The organism is Anaeromicropila herbilytica, assembly GCF_016591975.1.
Taxonomy (GTDB): Bacteria; Bacillota; Clostridia; order Lachnospirales; family Lachnospiraceae; genus Anaeromicropila; species Anaeromicropila herbilytica.
In genome coordinates, this window is the sequence record NZ_AP024169.1 from 3,678,990 (window position 1) to 3,700,049 (window position 21,060).

Below are 21,060 nucleotides of genomic sequence, written 5' to 3' on the forward strand. Positions count from 1 at the left end.
GTTACATTGTGTAACCTTACTATACATCTTGTGTTATTCTTTTGTCAATAGGAGGATTTATTTTATGAATACAATTACAAGAAAAGAAAGAGAACGACTAGAACGTGAAAAAGACATCATAAATGCTGCTGAAAAGGTCTTTACTGAAGTTGGTTATAATGGGGCATCCATGGAAGCTATTGCTAAAGAAGCCCAGTTTACCAGAAAAACGATATATCAATATTTTACAGATAAAGAAGATTTATTGTTCACCGTTATAATTAGAGGATTCGAGCGACTTTTAAGTAGTCTTAAGAATGCAGTAACAAATGAAAATAATGGATACGAAAAACTGAAACACTTAACCAGTGCTTACTTTCAATTTTATAAGGAATCTCCTAATACATTAAATTTAATGAATTATATAGGATACATTAAGACTACAGAAGAAAATTCAGTTAAGCGTAAGGAATTTAACAAAGTTAGTGAAGAATTGGCCAAAGAAATCGCAAAAGTAATTGAAGAAGGAAAAGCAGATGGAAGCATACGAACTGATTTTGATACTATGAGATTAACTTTTTCTGCAGAATTTATGATAACAGGATTCTTTCATATGTTTTCAATATCAGGCAAAACATTTACAGATCATTTTTCCCTAAATGAAGATAATTTTATAAACTTTTGTATGAATTTATTATGTGATATATTTCGCGTACAAAAATAAGGCTTGTAATTAAAGAACACCCTCACTGTTTCTAGGAGGGTGTCACTTACCTCTTAAGCTCACTCTCCAGGTGAATACTGCTCACTTATTTACGGGGATAAGCATATTTGTATGCTCTAGTTACATCATAATTAGATCTTATGTAGTTAATTTCAACCCTATTACACCAATTAAAATCATACCTATAAATATAATTCTCTTGATATCCTTAGATTCACCATGAAATATCATACCTACAAGCGTACCACCTACAGTGCCAATCCCAGTCCACACGGCATAAGAAAGTCCCAAGGGAAGTGTTTTTAAAGCTAATGATAAAAAAATAAAACTCAAAGCAAAACCGGCCATTAACCTTACATAAGACTGAATATTTTTATATTTTACTACTCTATTCATATTATCAACACCAATTATTTCAAAACTACCTGCTAAAATTAGAAATATCCAACCCATAATTATACTTCTCCTTTCTTATCCGAATCAGGTGTAACAATCTTTAAGCCTAATATTCCTACAAGAAGTATCATAATAAAAAATATTTTATTCCAGCTAAAAGTTTCATTAAAACAAATCATTCCTATTATAACGGTTCCTACTGTTCCTATTCCTGTAAAAACAGTATAAACAGTGGCAACTGGTACTTTTTTGATTGCTTGTGACAACAAAAAAAATGATAAGCATATCAATAAACCTACTCCAATCCAACCGATCAGACTATTTGAGTATTTTAACCCAATTGCCCACAATACCTCTACAATTCCTGCAAGAATGATAAATATCCAATTTCTATTCATTACATTTAACTCCTATCATATATTTGTCTTTCTAAACTGCTTATTGAACTATACATTCATTATCCATATTCAATTAACATATAAATCCAAATGTGTTGAAATTTTGCTTATTATTATCTTTTTATAACATATCCATTCTTTTCAAGAGTTTCTATTGCTTTCTCAAAATTATCTTTCTTTGTCAAAATATAATCAGTATTGTAAGTAGACACTGCAAATATTCCTATTTGTTCATTGGCTAACAAAGTTGAGATCTTAGATAATATCCCAATAAGTGAAAAATCTAGTACTCCTTGTATCCTAAATGCCTTCCAACCATTATCGCATTCAATTACATTATTAGGCACTAAATCCGTACTACACACTAACGATAACTCTTCATCAGTTTTTCCAATGAAACAGATTTCATCGGAATAATCTACTTGTGATAAATCTTCTACTTTACATACTGAAAATTCTTTACTTATTAATTTTAATTCCATATCGACAATCCTCCTAAAATAAAAAGGTGCCCAAAGCACTTCTTCCATGACCTAACGAAGTACTTCTGACACCTAATTTCAACTCACCCGGTGGCGAGTATATATACATATTCTATTTTTTAATAGTATAATAACTTTTTATTCATATGTCAACATAAGTTTATCCAACAAATTTTAACAATATAGATTACTGTAAAGAATACTATCTACTTCACTCATAACATAATTTATGACAAAAATGGAAAAGAAATAATCACACAATGTGTTATTATATAATTACCGTACGGAACGTAATAGATATTGGAGGTTAGGAATGGACTATGTTGAATTAATTCAAAAAACGATTGACTATATTGATGACAATATACTAGAAGAGATTACTGTAGATAAACTTGCTTCGATTGCAGGTTTCTCAACCTATCATTATTACAGAATATTTAGCAGTTTTGTAGGCTTTTCCGTTATGGAATATGTTACAAAGCGAAAACTTCAATTTGCTTTATTGGAACTACAAAAAGGCAGGAAAATTATTAATGTAGCAATTGACTATGGTTTTGAAACTCATGCTGGCTTTACCAAAGCTTTCAAACGCTGTTTCGGATATCCTCCAAGCCTGTATCGCTTGCATGCACCTAATAATCTACCGTCAAAATTTGACTTATCAAAACTAATTTTAAATACAACAGGGGGTATTATTATAGAACCAAAAATTATAGAAAAAGAATCTTTTAAAATAGTAGGATTTGAATTTAAAAACAATCTAAAAAACACACTTCATACCCGAGATATTCCTGCTTTTTGGTCACAAAGAGGATTAAGTGATGGGACCTGTGAAACAAAGTTATACGATACTATTAAACCACCAAAACACGGTGAATATTGTATTTGCATCAATACTAATATGGAAACTGATGACTTTTCTTATCTATTAGGTGTTGGAGTTGATGACTTTGAACTCGCTACTGATGATATGTACCAATTAGAGATTCCGTCTGCTACCTACGCAGTATTTACCACTACACCAGTAGATGAAGCTGATTTTGTTAGCTCTATCCAAGGAACTTGGAACTATATACTCGAAGACTGGTTTCCAACATCAGGATATGAAATAGATGATACCAAATATGATTTTGAATATTACGACGAGCACTGCCACACATGGGAATACAAAAAGATATCCATGGAAATCTATATACCAATAAAGCTAAAGAAATAGTATTTTTATGAAACCAAGCCAATGAATCTCGCACTCATTGGCTTGGTTTACATTAAATATTAATTGTTGTTCTGCTGATGTACTTTTCTAATTTTATAGTCATATAAAACTACTTATTTCCACATATCTTACACACTTTAACTGTTCCTTTATCCAAAAGTTTATCCCACAGTAATTTAACTCTAGTTCTCTTGCAAGCAGGACAAGTTCCTCTCCAATTTGGTATTTTTTTAATTGTTTTACCTCTTTTGGTTTTTCCCAATACTCTTCCTCCTTTCTACTCTTTTTTTCTTCTTACAGGAATCCATACTTCACATGTATAATTATCATATTTTTCATCATCCCAATCATATTTTTCAATACATGGTCCTTCCACTTGTTCGAATCCAGACGATGGGAACCACTCTGCATAGATACGTATCCATACCTCTTGAATAGCAAGATTTTGTTCCATGTTCCCTTTTCCTTCAAAGACAGCCCAAGTAGATGCTGGTACGTCCAGAACTTTATACTCTTTTGGTACACCAGCTTCTGGAATTTTCCACCCCATCATATAGCTTCTACTACCATCTTCTTTGAACCCATAATGATATCCATATAGCATATGCATTCTTGGATAACCTAGTAATTGATTCATCTTAAGATGAGTTCCATCCTCCCAGATTCGATCACAAAATTCTGGTATTTCTTTATACAATGCATTATTTAGCTCTGTTGTTATAAAATCGACTCCAAAAACCTTAAATTCATCTTTCTCAACTATTCTATAATCCATTTCGCACTCTCCTTTTATAGATATTTGAAATGAGAGCTTTGGAAATGCTTTAAGTCTTACATTCCCCTTCTTTATCATGGATGGGGTTACTCCATGTAGCCTTTGAAACGCTTTTGTAAATGCATCCGGACTATCATAACCATACTTGACGGCTATATCAATAATCTTTGAATCCTTAGAAGTTAATTCTTCACCAGCAAGAGTTAATCTACGATTACGAATATATTCGGTTATAGTAAATCCAGTGATTGCATGAAACATTCGTTGAAAATGATACCTGGATGTTAAAGCAACTTTTGCTATATCATCAACCTTAATGCTCGAATTCAAATTATCTTCTATATATTCAATTGCATTATTAAGACATTTAATAATTTCCAAATTTCTTACCTCCACTAAAGTATATAATATATTGTTTATCCCTACCCGATTAGTTGTGCTTTTATATGTCTGTTCTTCACATGATAGATTTAATTTGATAGAAGATAATAAAAAATATTTCTCCCTTTAAGATATTAATTTAATCTCTCATTACATAATACATTACTTGATCTAAGAACTTTAGTACCCTTATACTACACTACTTTTTATTCGTCAATGTCTCCTTGCATATTTTCTTACAATTGTTTCAGTACCCTATTGTGATCTATAAAAAAGTTCTTAATTAATGTTGAAAAATCAATTCTTACATTCTATAATTAAAACATTCCTAGTAAATACCAATTCAAGAATACTATAATTAATAATTAATACGTGAGGATAAATATGAAAAAATGTAATTATTGTAACTCCGAAATGGAAGATACTCTTTTTAGTTGCACTAATTGTGGTTCAAAAGAGTTCAGTAATATATGTAATCACTGTGGGACTGAATTTCATACTGCATTTTGCCCTACCTGTGGTATAAAAGCTGGAGAGGAAGCAATCACCTGCTGGAATTGTGGTTTTAAATCTTTTGATATGTACTGTCCAAAATGTGGAAGTTCTTTAAAAGAAAAAAATGAATTGCGTGAATCAATTCCAAAAGAGGACGATACCGCTTTTGAGAAAGATTATATTAAGGATGATTCTACCACTGATGTAGAATATATTAAAAAAGCCGTATTTTCAGAAGCACCAAAAAAGAAAAATAATTTAAAAGTTGTGATTATTGTAATAGTAGTTTTTATAGGAATTGGCTTCTTTGAAGGTCTTCTTAATGATTTAGAAAAGGATAAGCAAAATACAGAAAAAACTACCACAACTGAAGTATCTACGGAACTTTCATCTCATGAAACAGTTAGCGCCACAGAAGCACCTGAAACAGAATCAGATACTGATACAATTAAAGTTGTAACTGAGCCCTTTGAAACAAAACTTACTGCTGGCAATTATATAGCTGGAATCGATTTTCCAGTAGGGAAGTACACTTTTACAGCTATTAGTGGCTTTGGTGAAGCATCGGCTGGAAATGATGATGAATTCGATGAAATTATGGGAACCGATAGTAGTGATGGTTCAATTCAGACATTTAAGAATGCAAATTTGGAAGAAGGTGTTACCTTAGCAATCAATAACAATCTTGTTCTAAAGATTTCTTCTAAAAATGCTAATGTAAAAGATATGAAACCAAGAACAAATAAACTTACCAAAACTATAAAATTATCCAGCGGTAATTATGTAGCAGGTATTGATTTTCCAGCAGGTACATATGATATAATCACTACAAAAGGATTCGGAGAAGTTTCTATAACTAATTCCACAAACTTTGATTTTGATGAAATTATGAGTAATGGCGATTATGATTGTATGAAAGAATTTAAAAATGCCCAATTAGATAAGGATGTAGAACTACATATTAGTGGTGTATGGCTTAAATTAATACCTAGCAAATCTCAAAATGTTCCTAAATAAGAAATGAATTAAAATACACCACAAAGACAGAAATGATATGCCATTGTCTATTTGACAATTGGCATATCATTTCTGTCTTTGTGGTGTATTCTGTATCAATACTGTATAGCCTATTATGTTGTAAAACCTTTAGGGTAACACATTACAGTGCACTTAATTCAGTGGGAAATAAAGATCCATATACGTTACACCATTTTCCTCAACTTTTTCCTCTAACCAGTATTTTTCCTTATTGCCTTTGCTTTTACAATCAGGCATATAATCATTTAATCTTACCCACTCCGCTAATCTACTCCATCCGGCAGGTATCACTTCAAATGGATTGGAAAATGGGTTTGTTATTCTTAATATAGCATATTCACATTCCTCTATTGTTTTCAGTATCACTCCTTCTGATTGATTTGTATTATCCTCCACTTTTATCCAATACTCATATCCTCTAAGACCCTTTTGACTCTGCTCTTCTGAAACAGGAATGTCAAATCCAAATTGTCTTGACTTAATATCAATATTATTGTTTACCATCCACTCTGTCATAAAATTAATTACATCTGCCTCAGGATCATCGCTGATTGCATATGAACTTGTAACATACATAGTATCTAGTTTTTCAATCCTTACATCACTAAAATGATATTCCATATTTATTCCTCCACATATAATAGATTTATTTTCTTTCAGTATTGGCTTCTCTGGTATCGCATAATGCTTGTTCCTGAATCTAGCTGGTGCTTCGCCATACTCGTTTTGAAATGCTCTTCGAAATGCCCGCTCTGATCCATATTCATAATCAAGTGCAATATCAAGAATGCGTCTTCCTCTATTCACATCCTGCATTGCATAAGCTAGTCGCCTCTTTCTTACATATTCCATTAATGGAACTCCAGCAAATAAGGTGAATAGCCTATAAAAATGATATTTTGAGAATCCTGCAACCTCAGCACATGCTTCAATTGTGATAGGTTGCTTAATATTTTCTTCAATGTAATCTATTGATTTCTGCAGATATTCAACATAACTCATATAACTCACTCCCCGTTGTAACGTAAGTTTATTATAATGCATAGTTTTAATGATTTAAGGACATTTTTTGCTATTTAATAATTTACTTCCACTAAATTAAGATTCACTCCAAACTATCTATCTCTTCCATTATAAAATCTACAATACCCCTAATATACTCTTTCGAGAAGTCAATCTTCGCACCTGCTGCTTCATATATTTCGCCAATTGGTTTAGAAAAACCTAGTCTTAATGAATCATCAAAAGCTACGATGGTTTTCGCTTTATTCTGTTTGTAGTTTCTATATACCTCTAGTGCGCCAAGTTGAGCAATCGCATATGAGATAATATATAGAGGCTGTATTATCATTAACTGCTCTTTGTACCAACCAGCACTCTTCTCCTCATCTAGACCTGTCCAATCGATACCAACATTAAATCGATCTTCTAATGAACTCACATATGTAGCTCGTTCTTGTGCTGTATGTTCTGGGTTTGAATATAACCATTGTTCAAAGGAATCTATCATTACATATCTGCGCAATGAAACCAAGATATCAATGAATCTCTCTTTTTTGGCTTGTTTTATATCCGCTATGTTATCATAGTATTCATCATAATACTCCAAAGCAAGTAATTCCATTGTCTTAGCTGGAAACTCTGCCAGTTCTCCTGGTCCATCAAACATTCTATACTCTCTAATAATCTCGTCGGAATGGGAAAGCGAATGAATCCCGTGACCTGCTTCATGAATTAGAATGTTAGCTTCAATAGGGCTTCCAGTAATATTCATACATATAAAGCACATTCCCGACCTATCGATAGGAAAGCAGAATCCTCCCGGCGTTTTTCCTTTTCTAACATCTAAGTCTAGATTACCTGATTCTATCATCAAGTTAAATGTTGATGCAAACCTAGGATTAATTTTCTCTAATACTTTATGGGTTTTATCAATAAGTTCATCACTAGTTCTAAAAGGAGTTAATAAGTTACTCCCTTTACTGATATCTGCATCCCATGGAAAGAGAGACTTAACATTTAATTGTTCCTTTCTATTCTCATTTATTTTCCTTAATACTGGTACTACGATTTCCTCTACTGAGTTATGTAATATTTTAAGTTCATCTATTCCATAATCAAACCGATTTCTGATCTTACTCATATACTCAGCATAGTCATTATATCCTGCATTTTTAGCTATTTGATTTCTTATACTTAATATTTGACTAAAGATACTATCTAATCTCTCTTTATTGCTTATCCAGGCTGACATTATTTCTTTCCATATTGTTTTTCTTTCTTCACTGCTTACTTCATTTAATATTTTTTGAAGCTGGCTGATTGTCTCGTCTTCACCTTCATATAATATACTTATATTAGATATGGCTTTTCTGTATTTTAGGCATAAAGATTGTTCTTCTTCTAATAGAGTTAGATTGGTATCATTATAACATCTTATATTACGTTCTAATATCTTTCTATAATTATCATATCTCTCACTCAACTTAGATAAATAATCACTCTCAAAAATCTTTTTCTCTATATTAAAACAATATGACTTAGACCTTGTAATTATCATTTCTGAATACTCTGAAAGATTTTGGTTTAGGTCTTTATTTCCTGTATCTAGACTCAACTTAACATAGTTTTGGGTGTCTTTATTGCATATCTCATCTAAAAATTCATTATAATGTTCAATGAAGTGTTCTAATTGGTCCATTGAATTGATGTTCCTTGCTTCCAACTCTTCTAATTCAGATTTTACTTGCTCCCAATCAACTACGTCAAAGCCTTCCTTCAAGAATTTATATGGTTTCTCTGTGATGTGCATACTTATTCTCCTAGTATTATTTATTCTGAATCAATTTTCACTCTTAACCTTTTATTTTTAACTTTAACTGCATATTTCAACTCATATACTGGAAGCCCATTACTAATTGCTTCTGCAGTTTCATCCATTTCCTTTTTAATTTCTTCCTCATTAGCATACCATCCAAGTACAATTGATTTTTCACCCCAAAAGTCCCCACTATTAATACCAATTAACCAATACTTAGGTTCATCGACTCTAGCTTTATACATTACTTTAGAAGCTAAGACTTTATAACAATTGACAATTGTTTTTCCATCATATGATTTAATTGTAATTTTCCCTGTTGGTACCACGATATTATTAAGGGATGTTTTCTGCTTTTCAGTTAAATTTATCTCACCTAACATAAGGTAGTCTAAAGATACATTAAGTTCTTTCGATAACAAAAGTAACTTCTCCATTTCTGGATATCCGATTCCCTGTTCCCATTTAGAAACAGCTTGTCGACTCACACCCATTATTTCTGCTAATTCTTCCTGTGAGATATGTCTTTCTTTTCTTATTAATTTTAAATTCTCTGAAAAACTCATAAAATAGGCTCCTTTTCTTTATGAAAAATATAGATAAATAATAGTAAATAATTAAATTATAAATAAACCAGGATAATTATAATTCTAAAAAAACTCAACTTAGTTTTTAAGAAAGCAAATTAAGCAAATTAATTATTAAAAGTATTTATCTATGGAAATCATAATGGTATATCTGGATCTTTAACACCAACTTGCGATTGCAATTGTGCAACTTAAAGTTGCAAATTATTAAAAATGTTAATATTTCAGTATTTTTAATTCTATCATACTAAACCAAAATATACCATATATTCTCAGGTTGTTGTTAATACATTATATATTGCCACAGTAAGTCGGATGGTATATTATGTAAGTATATTATTGAAAATATATACCTCAATAGGACATTGTTATTTAAACTCTTACTTTCTAATTGTTTCTACAACAACCACATTTCCGTGTATTATTCACATATAATTGACAACTGCGACCGTTTGGTTAGATGTTTATCTTCTTGTAGGTACTAGGTTGGGAATCACTCGTTATTCTTCCTACCTTATGTTTCTGAATATATGATTTCTAGGGGGTATTCTTGATGAAAAAAAGAACTTTTTATATCATTTCAGTATCATTTATAATTATCATACTAGCAATATTTTTACCACTATTAAAAAATGAGAAACTGACAATAGTTAAATCAGAAGATGTATCTTCTATTGGTATCACTAAATGGAATGGTAATTCTGTAACAATTTCTAATAAAGATAAAATTGATTCCATCATCCAAAAATTTAAATCAATTGATCTAAAAAGAAAGTTTTGGTCATTGGGTACCCCTAATAAATGGAGTTACCGAATTAGCATATTGGTAGCAACAGATGATTCATCACAACGATTATATGAGTGTTTCTATTTAACAGAAGACAACAAAATATATAAAGGATATTTCTCCCATACTGTAAATGACGGCGAAATAGATTCTACATTTTTTTCTAACCTGCTAAATTGATAGACCATTTGCAACTTGATTGAAACAATGAAACAAGGCGCAATATTCAAATAGCTTGATATTACGCCTTGCTTTTTATATTAACTCTATCTCTCATCTTATTCTTTTATACCTTCAAAATTACAGTTTGACCCCTAGACCAATATAATACACTTGGTCCTTTTCATCCTTTACTGAGAATGTATATCCTTTTTTCCCTTTCGTATAATCTTTAATAGAAATTAATTTTTTTATTTTTAAACGGTTCAATTCGTCTACTATACCTTGTGCACAATCGTCATCAATTCCTATGTTATCCATGATTAATTTTTTATTTTCTTTCAAAATATTATCTCCTAGTTTTTCAGATTTTGTCTTTTTACCTTCTGCTTTTTTACCTTGTTCTTTATTTCTTTCTTTCTTCACGATTTCATTTTGGCTTTGTATCTTTCCTCTTTCACACATTTTAAAACCGCATATAATTAAGACAATCATTATTATTGATATAATTAGTAATCTTACTTTCTTCATTACTACTCCCAACTTCCTTTATACTCGCATTTATATATTTATCCATGTTATTATTTGTAATATTATATTGTTAAAAATTAACTGTCAATGCAATTCCTATGAATTATTTATAATTTTCCATTCCCTATTCTTTCAATATATATTACCTCTAAGGATAAGTGACCTCTTATGCATGGTCGATTACCTGGTTAAGTAACCCAACTTTTTCTTGCTTTTAAATATTTTCTTTATATAATGGAAATATGGTTAAATATTATAAAAGGAGGCGATTTTGTGGCAATTAAAATTTTTAAAAAATGATAAGGTGATTGTTTTATAGACTTCTTTTTTTCACTTTAACCATGTGAACAAAATATTGTTCTGTAATGCTGATTACCGAAATAGGAGATTAAAATGCAGAAAATACTATGTTTTGTTTATGAAAGTATGGCAGACTTCGAGATTACTTTAGCCTGTCACATGTTAGGATGGAATCCTAATAAGGAATTAATTAGCGTTGGTTATGAAAAGGTACCCGTTAAAGCTTCTTCAAATCTTCAGTACTTACGTGATATGACAGTAAAAGAAGCAATTTCTCTAGATGACATTGATGCCTTGATTATACCTGGAGGCTTTGAAAGAACAAGTAATCCTGAACTAATTGAGTTAATACAAAAGTTGGATAAAGATAAAAAACTAATATGTGCAATATGTGCAGCTCCAGAATTTCTGGCTATAGCAGGTATATTAGATAATCATTCATATACAACTACGTTAGACGAAAATCATTATAAAGAAAATGGACTAAAAAATCCATTTCCTTTTGAGAACTATTTGGAGAGAAATGTGGTAAGACATGGAAATATTATTACCGCGAAAGGACAACTTCTATTTTACAATCTCAGTAGCAACATTTTTACTTTATTTTCCTACGTCCCAGCCATCTCCACGGTTTACATAAGCTCTGATTTGAACCTTATATGACATTCCTTTTTTTAATCCAGTGACTACAATCGAATTTGTTTTTGCATCTTTTGCTATGTACTCCCTATTATCTTCACGTCGTATTTCTACATGATATGCTGTCACACCTTTAATCGTATTCCATTTTACTGTTAACTCACCTGGTGCTGTATTTTTTGCTGATGAGATTACAGTCTGACCGATATTTACAGTTGCAGCTTTCTGTGTTTTTAATACAGCAATCTGATTAGTAGATCCCTTTGTAACTACTTTATAATAATGGTATCCCTTCGAATCACTGAATTCTTTTCTTACATGACCATTTCTATCAATAAAATAGTGCTTTGTATCATCCTTACTCATATGTTCACTTGATACATGTACACCTGCTCCATTTGGTAAAATATCAAAATCCGCACGATCAGGTATGGAATCTGAATCATAATTATTAAATATATGAACTTCATTTTTCTTTATAATTGCTGATGTAACCTGATTCAATTTAAAATCAGTAAATATAATCTTCTCCTTACCAGAACCCAGATTCTTTCTTATCATATATCCGTTCGTAGCAGAATATATTGATCCCTGAACACTTAATTCCTCCATCTTCTCATTATAATACTTACCATTCATTTCGATGAAGTTACTATATATGTTGATATCGTCGCACTCCTCTACTACTTTTCCACCAAGGTCATAAATGATGCCTGCCGATGGCTGAAGTTCTCCTCCATCATCGTAAGCATGGCATTTGCTTATTATAATATAATCACCAAATGTTTCAAATGTGAGATAGTCATATTCTCCTGTTATGGAAGGTTGGATAGCAGTTGCTTTCGCATTCCTTGCATTATATATTTTAATATCTTTATCATTTGAAATACTAACAATATATTGTTTTGTATTGTTAAACGCCTTAATATCATCTGCTACTGTTATTAGATTTCCTTTTAAATCATATAGATACTTCTTAGAAGCAGTAAATAATACATTATTCTTATCACCATACTCTTCCAGGATATTTATGATGTAACAATTCTGTACAGGTGTTACATAACTATATCTCCTTTTCCATTCACCTTTTGGATTGTGCTCTTTATAATAAGCTGGTAACATATCATCTTTTAATCCATTCATTGACTCACTTGACTTATCAATCATACCTTGAATTAAAGTATTACGCATAATATAGTACTGGTTATTAGCGGTTCTTTCGCTTTCTGGTATATTGTCTACCTTATTTCCATCATAGTCATACATTTCCTTGAAATCTAGACTTCTTTCGTTGATTACAGCAAAATAATTCCCATATTGAACAATTTTTTCCCCATTCTTATACTCGCATAATACTCTAGCATCTCTTGAGAGAAAATAATGATTCTTTAACGCATCAATAGCAAAGAATCCATTGGTGGTGAAGAATATCTCCGTGTATATAGACGTTGGTATTAATGTCTTTCCAGTCTTATCTATTACACCAAATAATCTCTTCCCTTTCGTCTCTTTCACTACGATTGCATCTACGTTATTTCCTATTTTTCGAATCTCATTAATTTCTGTAAAGCTTGTTATCTTAATCAATTTTCTAGTATAAGTGTTCATCAGGACTACTTTCCCATTCTTATAGCCATATGTCACTCCCCCTGTATCAAATTCAAGAGAATACTCTTTATCGAAAGCAGTATTATTTATTTTGACTACTTTCCATGTACTTGCTCCTGCTGCTTGTACTTTTGCTGACTGAATAGGTACCATAGTAACTATCAAAGCTATCATAAGTAGGCAAGCAATTCTTTTATTCAGTCTATTTCTCATAATGATTCCTTCTTTCCTAATAAAATAAACTTTATGATATGATATATCTTGTTATCTACTAAGAATATCATATCTCTAACCTTCTTATTTTGCAATAAATGTTAGATTATTCTCTTTCGCCAGCGCATATTTGCTTATGAAATAAATATGAGGTTCTCTTTATAATAATATAGATGCTATCATTGATAATAATTGAAATTAACTTAGAAAGTTGATGACCTTGAAGAGTGATAACCTTGAAGTATACTTATATATAGGTTATACAGGAATTGATAAATTACCTAAAAAGCTTAATGAATTGACTAAAAAACAGTCATGACTTAAGTTGTTATCTATTGTTTTAGCATTAAAGAAGAGGAGAAAAAATATGGACTATAATATCATAGCGAAAGAGATTCTTACATGGTACCCTATTTCTGAACCAGTAATTCAATTTATCAGACATAATGAAAATATGACTTTTAAAATAACTGATGGGGTTAACAAGAAGAATTATTTACTACGCATACATAACCCTAGCACAGAAGGGCTATTGGGGCTTCAACATACTTTGGAAGGTATTGAATCGGAGATTAAGATTCTACAAGAACTTAACCAAAAAGGCTTACTATATGCACAAAAGCCTATATCCAATACACTTGGTGTATATATAACCGAATATAAGATGGATAATTTTAACCATCCTTGCTATGCAACCATCTTAGAGTGGATTGAGGGTTGTACTCTAACTCTTGAAGAGGATAATATTAAGGATCTTGCATTTACACTTGGACAGAATCTTGCCCTATTTCATACATCTTTAAAAGAATTTAAACCCTCCAAAGACTTTATTAGACCAATATATGACGCTGATAGAATTGATACTGCTATTGATGAACTAAAGTATTGTGTAGAAGCTAATCTATTTAGCATGGAGCATTATGATATTATCAAAAGAGTGTTGATCATAGTTAAAAATCAAATGAATGAACTTAAATCAAGAGAAGATTCATTTGGTATCATTCATGCAGACTTCCAGCCAGGTAACATCGTAGTTAACAATGGTAACCCTGTGTTGATAGATTTGGGCTTTTGCGGATTTGGATACTACTTCTTCGATTTAGGAAGTGCTGCAACTATTTTTCCTAGCGAATTAAGGCAAACCTTTCTACAAGGATATGCATCGAAAACTTCCTTTTCTTTTGATGACCTAAGATATATAGAAGGACAGATATTTATGGATACATTTATAAGTTATCTTTTATTTATGAGAGATTCTGAGAGAAATTCGTGGATTAAGGATAGTTCATTGAAGATTTGCGATTCTCTTTGTAAAGACTTCTTGGAAGGGAATGAAGTTTTCTATTTACTTTAATTGTTTGTAATTCAGCTTATGCATGTGATAAAGTTGAAAATATCAGTTTATTCTTTTCGATGCTCTCTAAATCTTTTCCTAGAATACTTACAATCAACCTCATACTTCATACATAAATAAAAATGAACCACCTAAAACAAATTAGGTAGCTCATTCTATGTGAAAGTAATTAATTACTTGTGTTTTGAACAAACGACTTATCTTTTATACCAGGATTTCTCTTCTTATCACTGAAGAATGCAAAAAGTATACCAGGCAAAAGAATTACAGCGCTCACTTTAAATGTAAAACTAAAAGCTTTCACCGTATAAGTCAAAAATGTATCTTGGATATTAGTTACTATTTTTTTTGTTTCTTTCTTATCAATTGTATTTATTCTTTCTGAAAGACGAACGTTTTTATTATTACCTGCTTTGATAGAGGCAATCATATGCAGCTTGGTTTCATTATCAAATACCTTATCATTCTGTATTGTTTGCACAACCGAGTCTTTCGCATCTGACATCTGGGTCGTCATATTTGATGTAAATATAGTTAAAATCACGGCAACTCCAAGTACAGTCCCAAGTGTTCTTGTCATGTTATTTATTCCAGAAGCTATTCCTATTTTATCTACAGGAACATTAGATATTGTAGAACCATTAAGTGTTGCCATACTGAGACCTATACCAGCACCAGCCACTATTAATCTTAAAATAACATCTATATTAGAAGAATTTTGAGTAAGAAAACTATTTAAATAGCAGAAGACACACAGAAAACAAAAACCCAATACACATAGCAACCTATTTCCTACTTTTTTTATCAAGATAGCAGCTAATATTGAAAAAACCATTGTACTCAAGGACATAGTTGAAATAATAAGCCCTGCTGATAGTTGATCTAATCCTTTCACTTGAACTAAGAAAAAAGATATGAAATAAGGTCCAGCCATCATACCAAGTCCGAGTAAAAATAGAGCAATCGAGCCGCATGTATATGGTATCGATTTAAACAAGCTAAGTGGAAGCATAGGTTCCTTCACCTTTAATTCTATAATAACAAATAGTATAAGCGCAATCACTGAAACAGCAAAGAGAGAAAGAATAAAGCTTGAAGTCCAGCCTTTTTCATTCGCTTTTATTAATGCGAAAGTTAAGCAAAACATAGCAGTAGCAATTGTTATCATTCCACCAAAGTCTATACTTTTACTTGCGGTTGGGTCATAGGATTCTTTTATGAATTTCATAGTTAGTAGTATACAAATACAACCAATAGGTACATTAATAAAGAAAATATATCTCCAATTAAAAAATTGAGTTAATATACCACCAAGCGATGGCCCACTTGCAGCTGCAAGACCGGCAAAAGCACCCCATATGGCCATAATGGTCCCTCTCTTTTCTGGCGGAAATATTTCACAAGATAGTGGCATCGCAACAGGAACAACAAAAGCAGCGGATAACCCTTGAAGTGCTCTAAATAATATAAGCGTTTCAAGAGAATTTGAAATACCGGCTAACAGTGAAGATAGGGTAAAGAAAATCACTCCAAGAAGAAATAGTTTTTTTCTACCAAATTGATCTGCCAATCTCGAAGCAGTTATGATAACCGCTGCAAAGGCTAGATTATAGGCGTTCATCACCCAAGAAATATGGGACATAGAAGTATGAAAGTATTCGGTCATTTTAGGCAAAGTGATATTTACTATTGTTGTATCTAACAATGACATAAAGAAGCCTAAAATAATAGCTACAAAAGAAATGATTTGATATTTTTTGTTCATAAGATAAACCTCCTAAAATAATAATATAATTTATATTGGTGTATAAAATACTACTATATCTTATAGTAGTTGGGCAAAAAAAATGTCTCACAATATGAAGATTTATTAGAGACATTAATTTACTAATTATAATAATCAAAAACTTTTTCAGACCATTTTTGCAAAACGTTATAAAATTCATTATACAGATCTAATATAAGGAATTCAGAACCAGATCTTTCATTGTGTTGCTTTGCTTGGTTATAAACAGAATCTACAAAGGCCCTACGTTCTTCTGCTTTTTCAGTGAAATTCTTAAGGTATTCTCTTCTTTTTTCTTCTGGCAAATTCTCTATATTCACTAAGAATGCATTGAACTCTAAATATATATTTCCTATATTTTTTGAACTTTCTTCCATTAGTTCATTGAAATATTTATTTCCTTTTTCATTTAGTGAATATAGTGTTTTTTCAGGCATTTCACCTTCTTTAACAGTTCTTGAATTTAAATATCCATTCTCACATAATTTAATTATGTTTTTATAAATTGACGGGTTACTGATCTTTAGCCACTTAGAAAGATTCCAGATTTCAAATTCTTTAACCATTTCATAGGCACTTTTCTCTTTCTTCTGCAAATAGCCAAGGATTATTAAATTTATTGAAGACATTTTAATCACCACCATTTTTATACTACTATAGAGTATACTAGTGTAGTGAATATTTGTCAATATAGAATTAGTTAATTAATTCTACATTGACAAATAATTTACCATTATTAATACATTATTAGAAATTTACTAGTTTTATTTCGCCGTTTTATTGATAAAATCAACTTCATACAGACGTTCACCATATTTTTGTTCGTTATCAGTAATCGTACCTTCTGTAAGTGTGATACGAAGGACGATTGAGTTTGGATTCTCTTCGTCGCCAACTTCATCGAACCAATCGAAAATCTTTTTAAATTTCGCTCTGATCCCCGCATTCTTCTCGTCCTTGACCCAACCTAGATTTTCTGCTATTCCATGTAAAGCGTACCAATCAAATCCAGCGACGGATACCTCATTGTTCTTCTCAATTTGTAGTATTTTATTTTTCTCTGCGTCTGTAGATACATAAAATACGCCGTCTTCATAATACGCACATACCATACGAACCGCAGGGCGTGGATCACCGGCAGCATTTGAGGATCGTGATATTGTCGCAAGGGCAATCACTTCTTCTTTGCCATTTCCACAACGTTCCTCCATCAGTTTCATTGCATTTTCATATTTGCTCATTTCTAGCCTCTCCTTTTTAATTTATTTTTGCAGTAATTATAGTCAAATCACTTTTAAAAGTGACCCAAACTTTACAAATCGAGTTTTAGCCACAAAGCGGGGCGGACACCGCCTGTACATTTGCCATCACTTAAGTTACCTTTCAATATATTGTTGCCTTGAATACCTATATTACCGTCAGTCCCAAAGATGTATACGGCTTTTACATTAACACGGCCGGGAGATCGAAGCCACCACCACCAGCACCATTCTGAACCTTGAAGTCTTGCTAATCGTTTACTGTTATTTTCATCTTTTCTTTCAAACCAATATCTTTGATTTTTTCCAGGGTTATAAAGTTTTGAAAGGCTATCTCCGAAATATTTACACACTTGATCAAGGCTTAATAAGAATATATTGTCCTTCGTATCTGCTCCCCCTTTTGTACCATACCACTGATTGTCAAGATTTTTGTTTATTACTGGAATTATTCTTGATTGATCAGCCTCGTCTAGCTTGTCATAAAATTCACCATTAAGATATTTTCGTAACGCGCAATCAGTCCATGTTATATCTTTATAGGCATCATGGTAAGGGCGTTGCTCTATAATATCTTCTGTTATAATCAAAGCTCTATTGTCCTGTATGTCAAGCACACGCCAATTATAGCCTCCGAATGATAATGATGAGTCAAGTTTAATATCTTCCATTTAAGTACCTCTTTCTATGTAATAGATAATCTGCTTACTCTTCGAATTTCTTCTTAACCCTTCTGTTAATTTCCTTCCTGATTCCTGGATATTAAGTTTAAACCGTTACACGGTGTGCGAGTCAAGGATGTAATTCATTTTTCATTTATGTTACTGTACTTTGCTGTATATCATATCTCGTTTGTGGTTTCATCAATTAATATTTATTTATATAATTATATCTCATATAAATCATTTGGTAAATAATTCAAACAAAAAAATTCCTCAACCATGTTATAACTCATAGTAGAGGAACTTTATATTTTACGTTTAATTCTTATATTCAATTATCCAGTTTTAGTAAATACCGCATTAATTTATGGTACGGTTCTATACAGCATATGTAAAGGATTGTTTTACTATAAGCGTAATTTATAACAAATTGTTATACTGTCTTCTATTGTATAAAACACGTCTGATTTGAACTACATTTCCTTTAATAATGAAAAACAAAACATAATTTCTTATGATTAAATACCGATATCCTTTTTGTCTTAATACAGTATCTCTTACTAGCGGACATCTTTCTGGCATCGTTTGTAGCCTTTCAATTTCTTGGACAATATAATCAAAATACTCTAATGCAGTCTCAGTATAAAACTGATTCAGATACGTAACAACTTCCTCCATATCTTCGCGTGCTTTTTTAAGTATCCTAATTTTATATTGCTCCATTTACTTTTTTCCTCAAATTTTCTGCAAACACGAAGAAATCTTCTCCTTCATCACCTTCAAAATTATTTTCTTCTGCTTCACTTATTTTCGATAGTAATTCAAGCTTAGCCTCTAACTGTTCATATACCTCCATAGACATTACTGCTAATTCTCCAACTCCATTTTTAGTAATAAAGATAGGTTCTCTTGTTGCTTTACATATTTCTGCAATCTCATTGGAATTATTTCTTAAATCTGATATAGGTCTGATTGTTGGCATATTCTCACCTCCGTTAGTCTCATAATAATATCACTATTTTATCATTATATTGATATTATAACAATATAAAATTTCAGCCAAACAGAAAGAACAACTATGTGTTCTTCTTCTACCAAGGAATTGAAATCATATCACGAGTAATTTCATCTAGACTATGTGCTCCACACATTGCCATTGTTTCTTCCAACTCATTTCCAATTTTATCTATATAAAGTTGAATACCTTGATCTTCACCACCATATAACGCTGTTACAAATGGCCTAGCAATTAAAATACCATCCGCTCCCATAGCAAGAGCTTTAAATACATCTACACCACTACGAATGCCCCCATCAACAAAGATTTTCATATCATGACCTACAGTGTCAACGATTTCTTTTAACACTTCAGCAGTTGATAAACATTGATCTAACACTCTTCCTCCATGATTAGAGACAATAATGGCACTTGCACCGGCTTGTTTCGCTTTTAATGCTCCTTGAACAGTCATGATTCCCTTTACGATAAATGGCTTATCACATGCTTCTATGATTTGTTTTAATTCATTTACAGATTTACTTCCCGCAGGAGGTGTCATATTTTTCAAAAAAGGTAACCCTGCTGCATCAATATCCATAGCTACAGCAATGGCATTTGATTCTTTGACATATTTCAATTTTTCTAAAATAGTATCATAATTCCATGGTTTAATGGTTGGTATCCCAAGACCATTTTCTTTCCTGATTGCTTCTGTTGCTGCTTTCATTACTTCTGGATTGGTTCCATCTCCAGTAAATGCTAATATGCCATGTTTTACACAAGAGGAAACAAGAATATTATTATATGACATATCATCATACTTATCACCATAATGAAGATTCACTGCTCCTACTGGTCCTGCAAAAATGGGGTATTTAAATCTTTGTTCAAATAATTGAACACTTGTATCAACTGCTTTATTTTCTACTAAAGTATCCATATGAATTCTTATTTCTTTCCATTTATCATAGTTTCTTATCGCTACGTCGCCTATCCCTTTAGCACCTGGTCCGGGAATTTGATTTTTACAAACTTTCCCATTACATTCATGACAAGCTTTACAATAGTCTCCTATACATGTTCTTGCTATTTCTAATATTTCACTGTATATCATTGTGATTCTCCTTTACTCCTTAATAATTTATTTGATTAAAATATGTAATTTCTACTTTTTCTTGCATATTCCATTCTTAAATTTCATAGTATCATGTTTACAACAAAAAATCTACGACATCTCTGTCATGGATTTCATTGGTGAAGGCCATTTAAACCTTAAACTTCTCAATATTTTTCTAATTCATCCGCTTTTTCATTAAGCAAACTTACTAAAGAAGATACCTCCTCAACAGATGCTAATTGCTACTTTACCTCGTCTTGATATAGAAGTTTACAATAAAAAGCCACAAATCTAGCTTACTAATATGTTGCACTCCAACTTATTTCTAATTCAGATAATATTGGAAAAGAACTGTA

23 protein-coding genes are annotated in these 21,060 nt (G+C 31.5%); 6 read left to right on the forward strand and 17 right to left on the reverse strand.

Features of this window, described 5'->3' with window-relative positions; translation table 11 throughout:
- Positions 1 to 64 precede the first annotated feature (64 nt).
- Complete coding sequence (locus bsdtb5_RS15940; protein ID WP_271712962.1) at positions 65 to 703, forward strand: TetR/AcrR family transcriptional regulator; 639 nt, start codon at positions 65 to 67, stop codon at positions 701 to 703.
- A gap of 138 nt (positions 704 to 841) precedes the next feature.
- On the opposite strand, the gene bsdtb5_RS15945 is transcribed toward bsdtb5_RS15940, so the two are convergent.
- The 3 genes from bsdtb5_RS15945 to bsdtb5_RS15955 all read right to left on the reverse strand — a co-directional run bounded on the left by bsdtb5_RS15945 (position 842) and on the right by bsdtb5_RS15955 (position 1,979).
- Positions 842 to 1,156 (reverse strand): DMT family transporter, encoded by a 315-nt coding sequence (locus bsdtb5_RS15945; protein ID WP_271712963.1) that lies wholly within the window; start codon positions 1,154 to 1,156, stop codon positions 842 to 844.
- Between the two features lie 2 nt (positions 1,157 to 1,158).
- Positions 1,159 to 1,497: a DMT family transporter gene (locus bsdtb5_RS15950; protein ID WP_271712964.1), complete on the reverse strand. Its 339-nt coding sequence runs from the start codon at positions 1,495 to 1,497 to the stop codon at positions 1,159 to 1,161.
- Between the two features lie 113 nt (positions 1,498 to 1,610).
- Entirely contained in the window at positions 1,611 to 1,979 is a 369-nt protein-coding gene (locus tag bsdtb5_RS15955; protein ID WP_271712965.1) for an ACT domain-containing protein, read from the reverse strand.
- A 313-nt stretch (positions 1,980 to 2,292) separates the two neighbouring features.
- Here bsdtb5_RS15955 and bsdtb5_RS15960 point away from each other — a divergent pair, with 313 nt between their 5' ends.
- Positions 2,293 to 3,195 carry an AraC family transcriptional regulator gene (locus tag bsdtb5_RS15960; RefSeq protein ID WP_271712966.1) on the forward strand — a complete coding sequence of 301 codons (903 nt, stop codon included), beginning with the start codon at positions 2,293 to 2,295 and terminating at the stop codon, positions 3,193 to 3,195.
- A 109-nt stretch (positions 3,196 to 3,304) separates the two neighbouring features.
- Here the strand turns inward: bsdtb5_RS15960 and bsdtb5_RS15965 are convergent, their stop codons facing one another.
- Both bsdtb5_RS15965 and bsdtb5_RS15970 read right to left on the reverse strand, forming a co-directional pair.
- Positions 3,305 to 3,457 (reverse strand): hypothetical protein, encoded by a 153-nt coding sequence (locus bsdtb5_RS15965; protein ID WP_271712967.1) that lies wholly within the window; start codon positions 3,455 to 3,457, stop codon positions 3,305 to 3,307.
- Between the two features lie 15 nt (positions 3,458 to 3,472).
- Entirely contained in the window at positions 3,473 to 4,351 is an 879-nt protein-coding gene (locus bsdtb5_RS15970) for an AraC family transcriptional regulator (RefSeq protein ID WP_271712968.1), read from the reverse strand.
- A 384-nt stretch (positions 4,352 to 4,735) separates the two neighbouring features.
- Between bsdtb5_RS15970 and bsdtb5_RS15975 the strand changes: the two genes are divergently transcribed.
- Positions 4,736 to 5,863 carry a zinc ribbon domain-containing protein gene (locus tag bsdtb5_RS15975; protein WP_271712969.1) on the forward strand — a complete coding sequence of 376 codons (1,128 nt, stop codon included), beginning with the start codon at positions 4,736 to 4,738 and terminating at the stop codon, positions 5,861 to 5,863.
- A 153-nt stretch (positions 5,864 to 6,016) separates the two neighbouring features.
- Here bsdtb5_RS15975 and bsdtb5_RS15980 read toward each other — a convergent pair whose 3' ends face one another.
- From bsdtb5_RS15980 to bsdtb5_RS15990, 3 genes are all read right to left on the reverse strand, one after another.
- On the reverse strand, positions 6,017 to 6,886 hold the full coding sequence (locus tag bsdtb5_RS15980) for an AraC family transcriptional regulator (protein WP_271712970.1): 870 nt from the start codon (positions 6,884 to 6,886) through the stop codon (positions 6,017 to 6,019).
- Between the two features lie 103 nt (positions 6,887 to 6,989).
- Positions 6,990 to 8,696 carry a M3 family oligoendopeptidase gene (locus tag bsdtb5_RS15985; RefSeq protein WP_271712971.1) on the reverse strand — a complete coding sequence of 569 codons (1,707 nt, stop codon included), beginning with the start codon at positions 8,694 to 8,696 and terminating at the stop codon, positions 6,990 to 6,992.
- Positions 8,697 to 8,716: 20 nt separating this feature from the next.
- Positions 8,717 to 9,268 carry a helix-turn-helix domain-containing protein gene (locus bsdtb5_RS15990; RefSeq protein WP_271712972.1) on the reverse strand — a complete coding sequence of 184 codons (552 nt, stop codon included), beginning with the start codon at positions 9,266 to 9,268 and terminating at the stop codon, positions 8,717 to 8,719.
- A 574-nt stretch (positions 9,269 to 9,842) separates the two neighbouring features.
- Between bsdtb5_RS15990 and bsdtb5_RS15995 the strand changes: the two genes are divergently transcribed.
- Positions 9,843 to 10,256 (forward strand): hypothetical protein, encoded by a 414-nt coding sequence (locus bsdtb5_RS15995; RefSeq protein ID WP_271712973.1) that lies wholly within the window; start codon positions 9,843 to 9,845, stop codon positions 10,254 to 10,256.
- 120 nt (positions 10,257 to 10,376) lie between these two features.
- Here bsdtb5_RS15995 and bsdtb5_RS16000 read toward each other — a convergent pair whose 3' ends face one another.
- Complete coding sequence (locus tag bsdtb5_RS16000) at positions 10,377 to 10,766, reverse strand: hypothetical protein (protein ID WP_271712974.1); 390 nt, start codon at positions 10,764 to 10,766, stop codon at positions 10,377 to 10,379.
- A 393-nt stretch (positions 10,767 to 11,159) separates the two neighbouring features.
- Here bsdtb5_RS16000 and bsdtb5_RS16005 point away from each other — a divergent pair, with 393 nt between their 5' ends.
- Positions 11,160 to 11,729, forward strand: a complete 570-nt coding sequence (locus bsdtb5_RS16005; RefSeq protein WP_271712975.1) for a DJ-1/PfpI family protein — start codon at positions 11,160 to 11,162, stop codon at positions 11,727 to 11,729.
- On the opposite strand, the gene bsdtb5_RS16010 is transcribed toward bsdtb5_RS16005, so the two are convergent.
- A complete protein-coding gene (locus tag bsdtb5_RS16010; protein ID WP_271712976.1) occupies positions 11,667 to 13,526 on the reverse strand; it encodes a fibronectin type III domain-containing protein in 1,860 nt (619 codons plus the stop codon). The two genes, bsdtb5_RS16005 and bsdtb5_RS16010, sit on opposite strands and share 63 nt — an antisense overlap.
- A gap of 367 nt (positions 13,527 to 13,893) precedes the next feature.
- On the opposite strand from bsdtb5_RS16010, the gene bsdtb5_RS16015 reads away from it, so the two are divergent.
- A complete protein-coding gene (locus tag bsdtb5_RS16015) occupies positions 13,894 to 14,880 on the forward strand; it encodes a phosphotransferase enzyme family protein (protein ID WP_271712977.1) in 987 nt (328 codons plus the stop codon).
- Between the two features lie 169 nt (positions 14,881 to 15,049).
- Here bsdtb5_RS16015 and bsdtb5_RS16020 read toward each other — a convergent pair whose 3' ends face one another.
- From bsdtb5_RS16020 to bsdtb5_RS16050, 7 genes are all read right to left on the reverse strand, one after another.
- Positions 15,050 to 16,645 (reverse strand): MFS transporter, encoded by a 1,596-nt coding sequence (locus tag bsdtb5_RS16020; RefSeq protein ID WP_271712978.1) that lies wholly within the window; start codon positions 16,643 to 16,645, stop codon positions 15,050 to 15,052.
- Positions 16,646 to 16,767: 122 nt separating this feature from the next.
- On the reverse strand, positions 16,768 to 17,295 hold the full coding sequence (locus tag bsdtb5_RS16025) for a PadR family transcriptional regulator (protein WP_271712979.1): 528 nt from the start codon (positions 17,293 to 17,295) through the stop codon (positions 16,768 to 16,770).
- Positions 17,296 to 17,430: 135 nt separating this feature from the next.
- Positions 17,431 to 17,907, reverse strand: a complete 477-nt coding sequence (locus tag bsdtb5_RS16030; RefSeq protein WP_271712980.1) for a pyridoxamine 5'-phosphate oxidase family protein — start codon at positions 17,905 to 17,907, stop codon at positions 17,431 to 17,433.
- A 71-nt stretch (positions 17,908 to 17,978) separates the two neighbouring features.
- Complete coding sequence (locus tag bsdtb5_RS16035; RefSeq protein ID WP_271712981.1) at positions 17,979 to 18,596, reverse strand: DUF6273 domain-containing protein; 618 nt, start codon at positions 18,594 to 18,596, stop codon at positions 17,979 to 17,981.
- Between the two features lie 411 nt (positions 18,597 to 19,007).
- The gene (locus tag bsdtb5_RS16040; protein ID WP_271712982.1) at positions 19,008 to 19,310 is read right to left on the reverse strand and encodes a type II toxin-antitoxin system RelE/ParE family toxin; all 303 of its coding nucleotides are present in this window, start codon (positions 19,308 to 19,310) and stop codon (positions 19,008 to 19,010) included.
- Positions 19,297 to 19,569, reverse strand: coding sequence for a type II toxin-antitoxin system Phd/YefM family antitoxin (locus bsdtb5_RS16045; RefSeq protein ID WP_271712983.1), 273 nt, complete (start codon positions 19,567 to 19,569; stop codon positions 19,297 to 19,299). The genes bsdtb5_RS16040 and bsdtb5_RS16045 overlap by 14 nt, the downstream gene beginning before the upstream one ends.
- A gap of 109 nt (positions 19,570 to 19,678) precedes the next feature.
- Positions 19,679 to 20,701 carry an alpha-hydroxy-acid oxidizing protein gene (locus bsdtb5_RS16050; protein ID WP_271712984.1) on the reverse strand — a complete coding sequence of 341 codons (1,023 nt, stop codon included), beginning with the start codon at positions 20,699 to 20,701 and terminating at the stop codon, positions 19,679 to 19,681.
- Between the last annotated feature and the right edge of the window lie 359 nt (positions 20,702 to 21,060).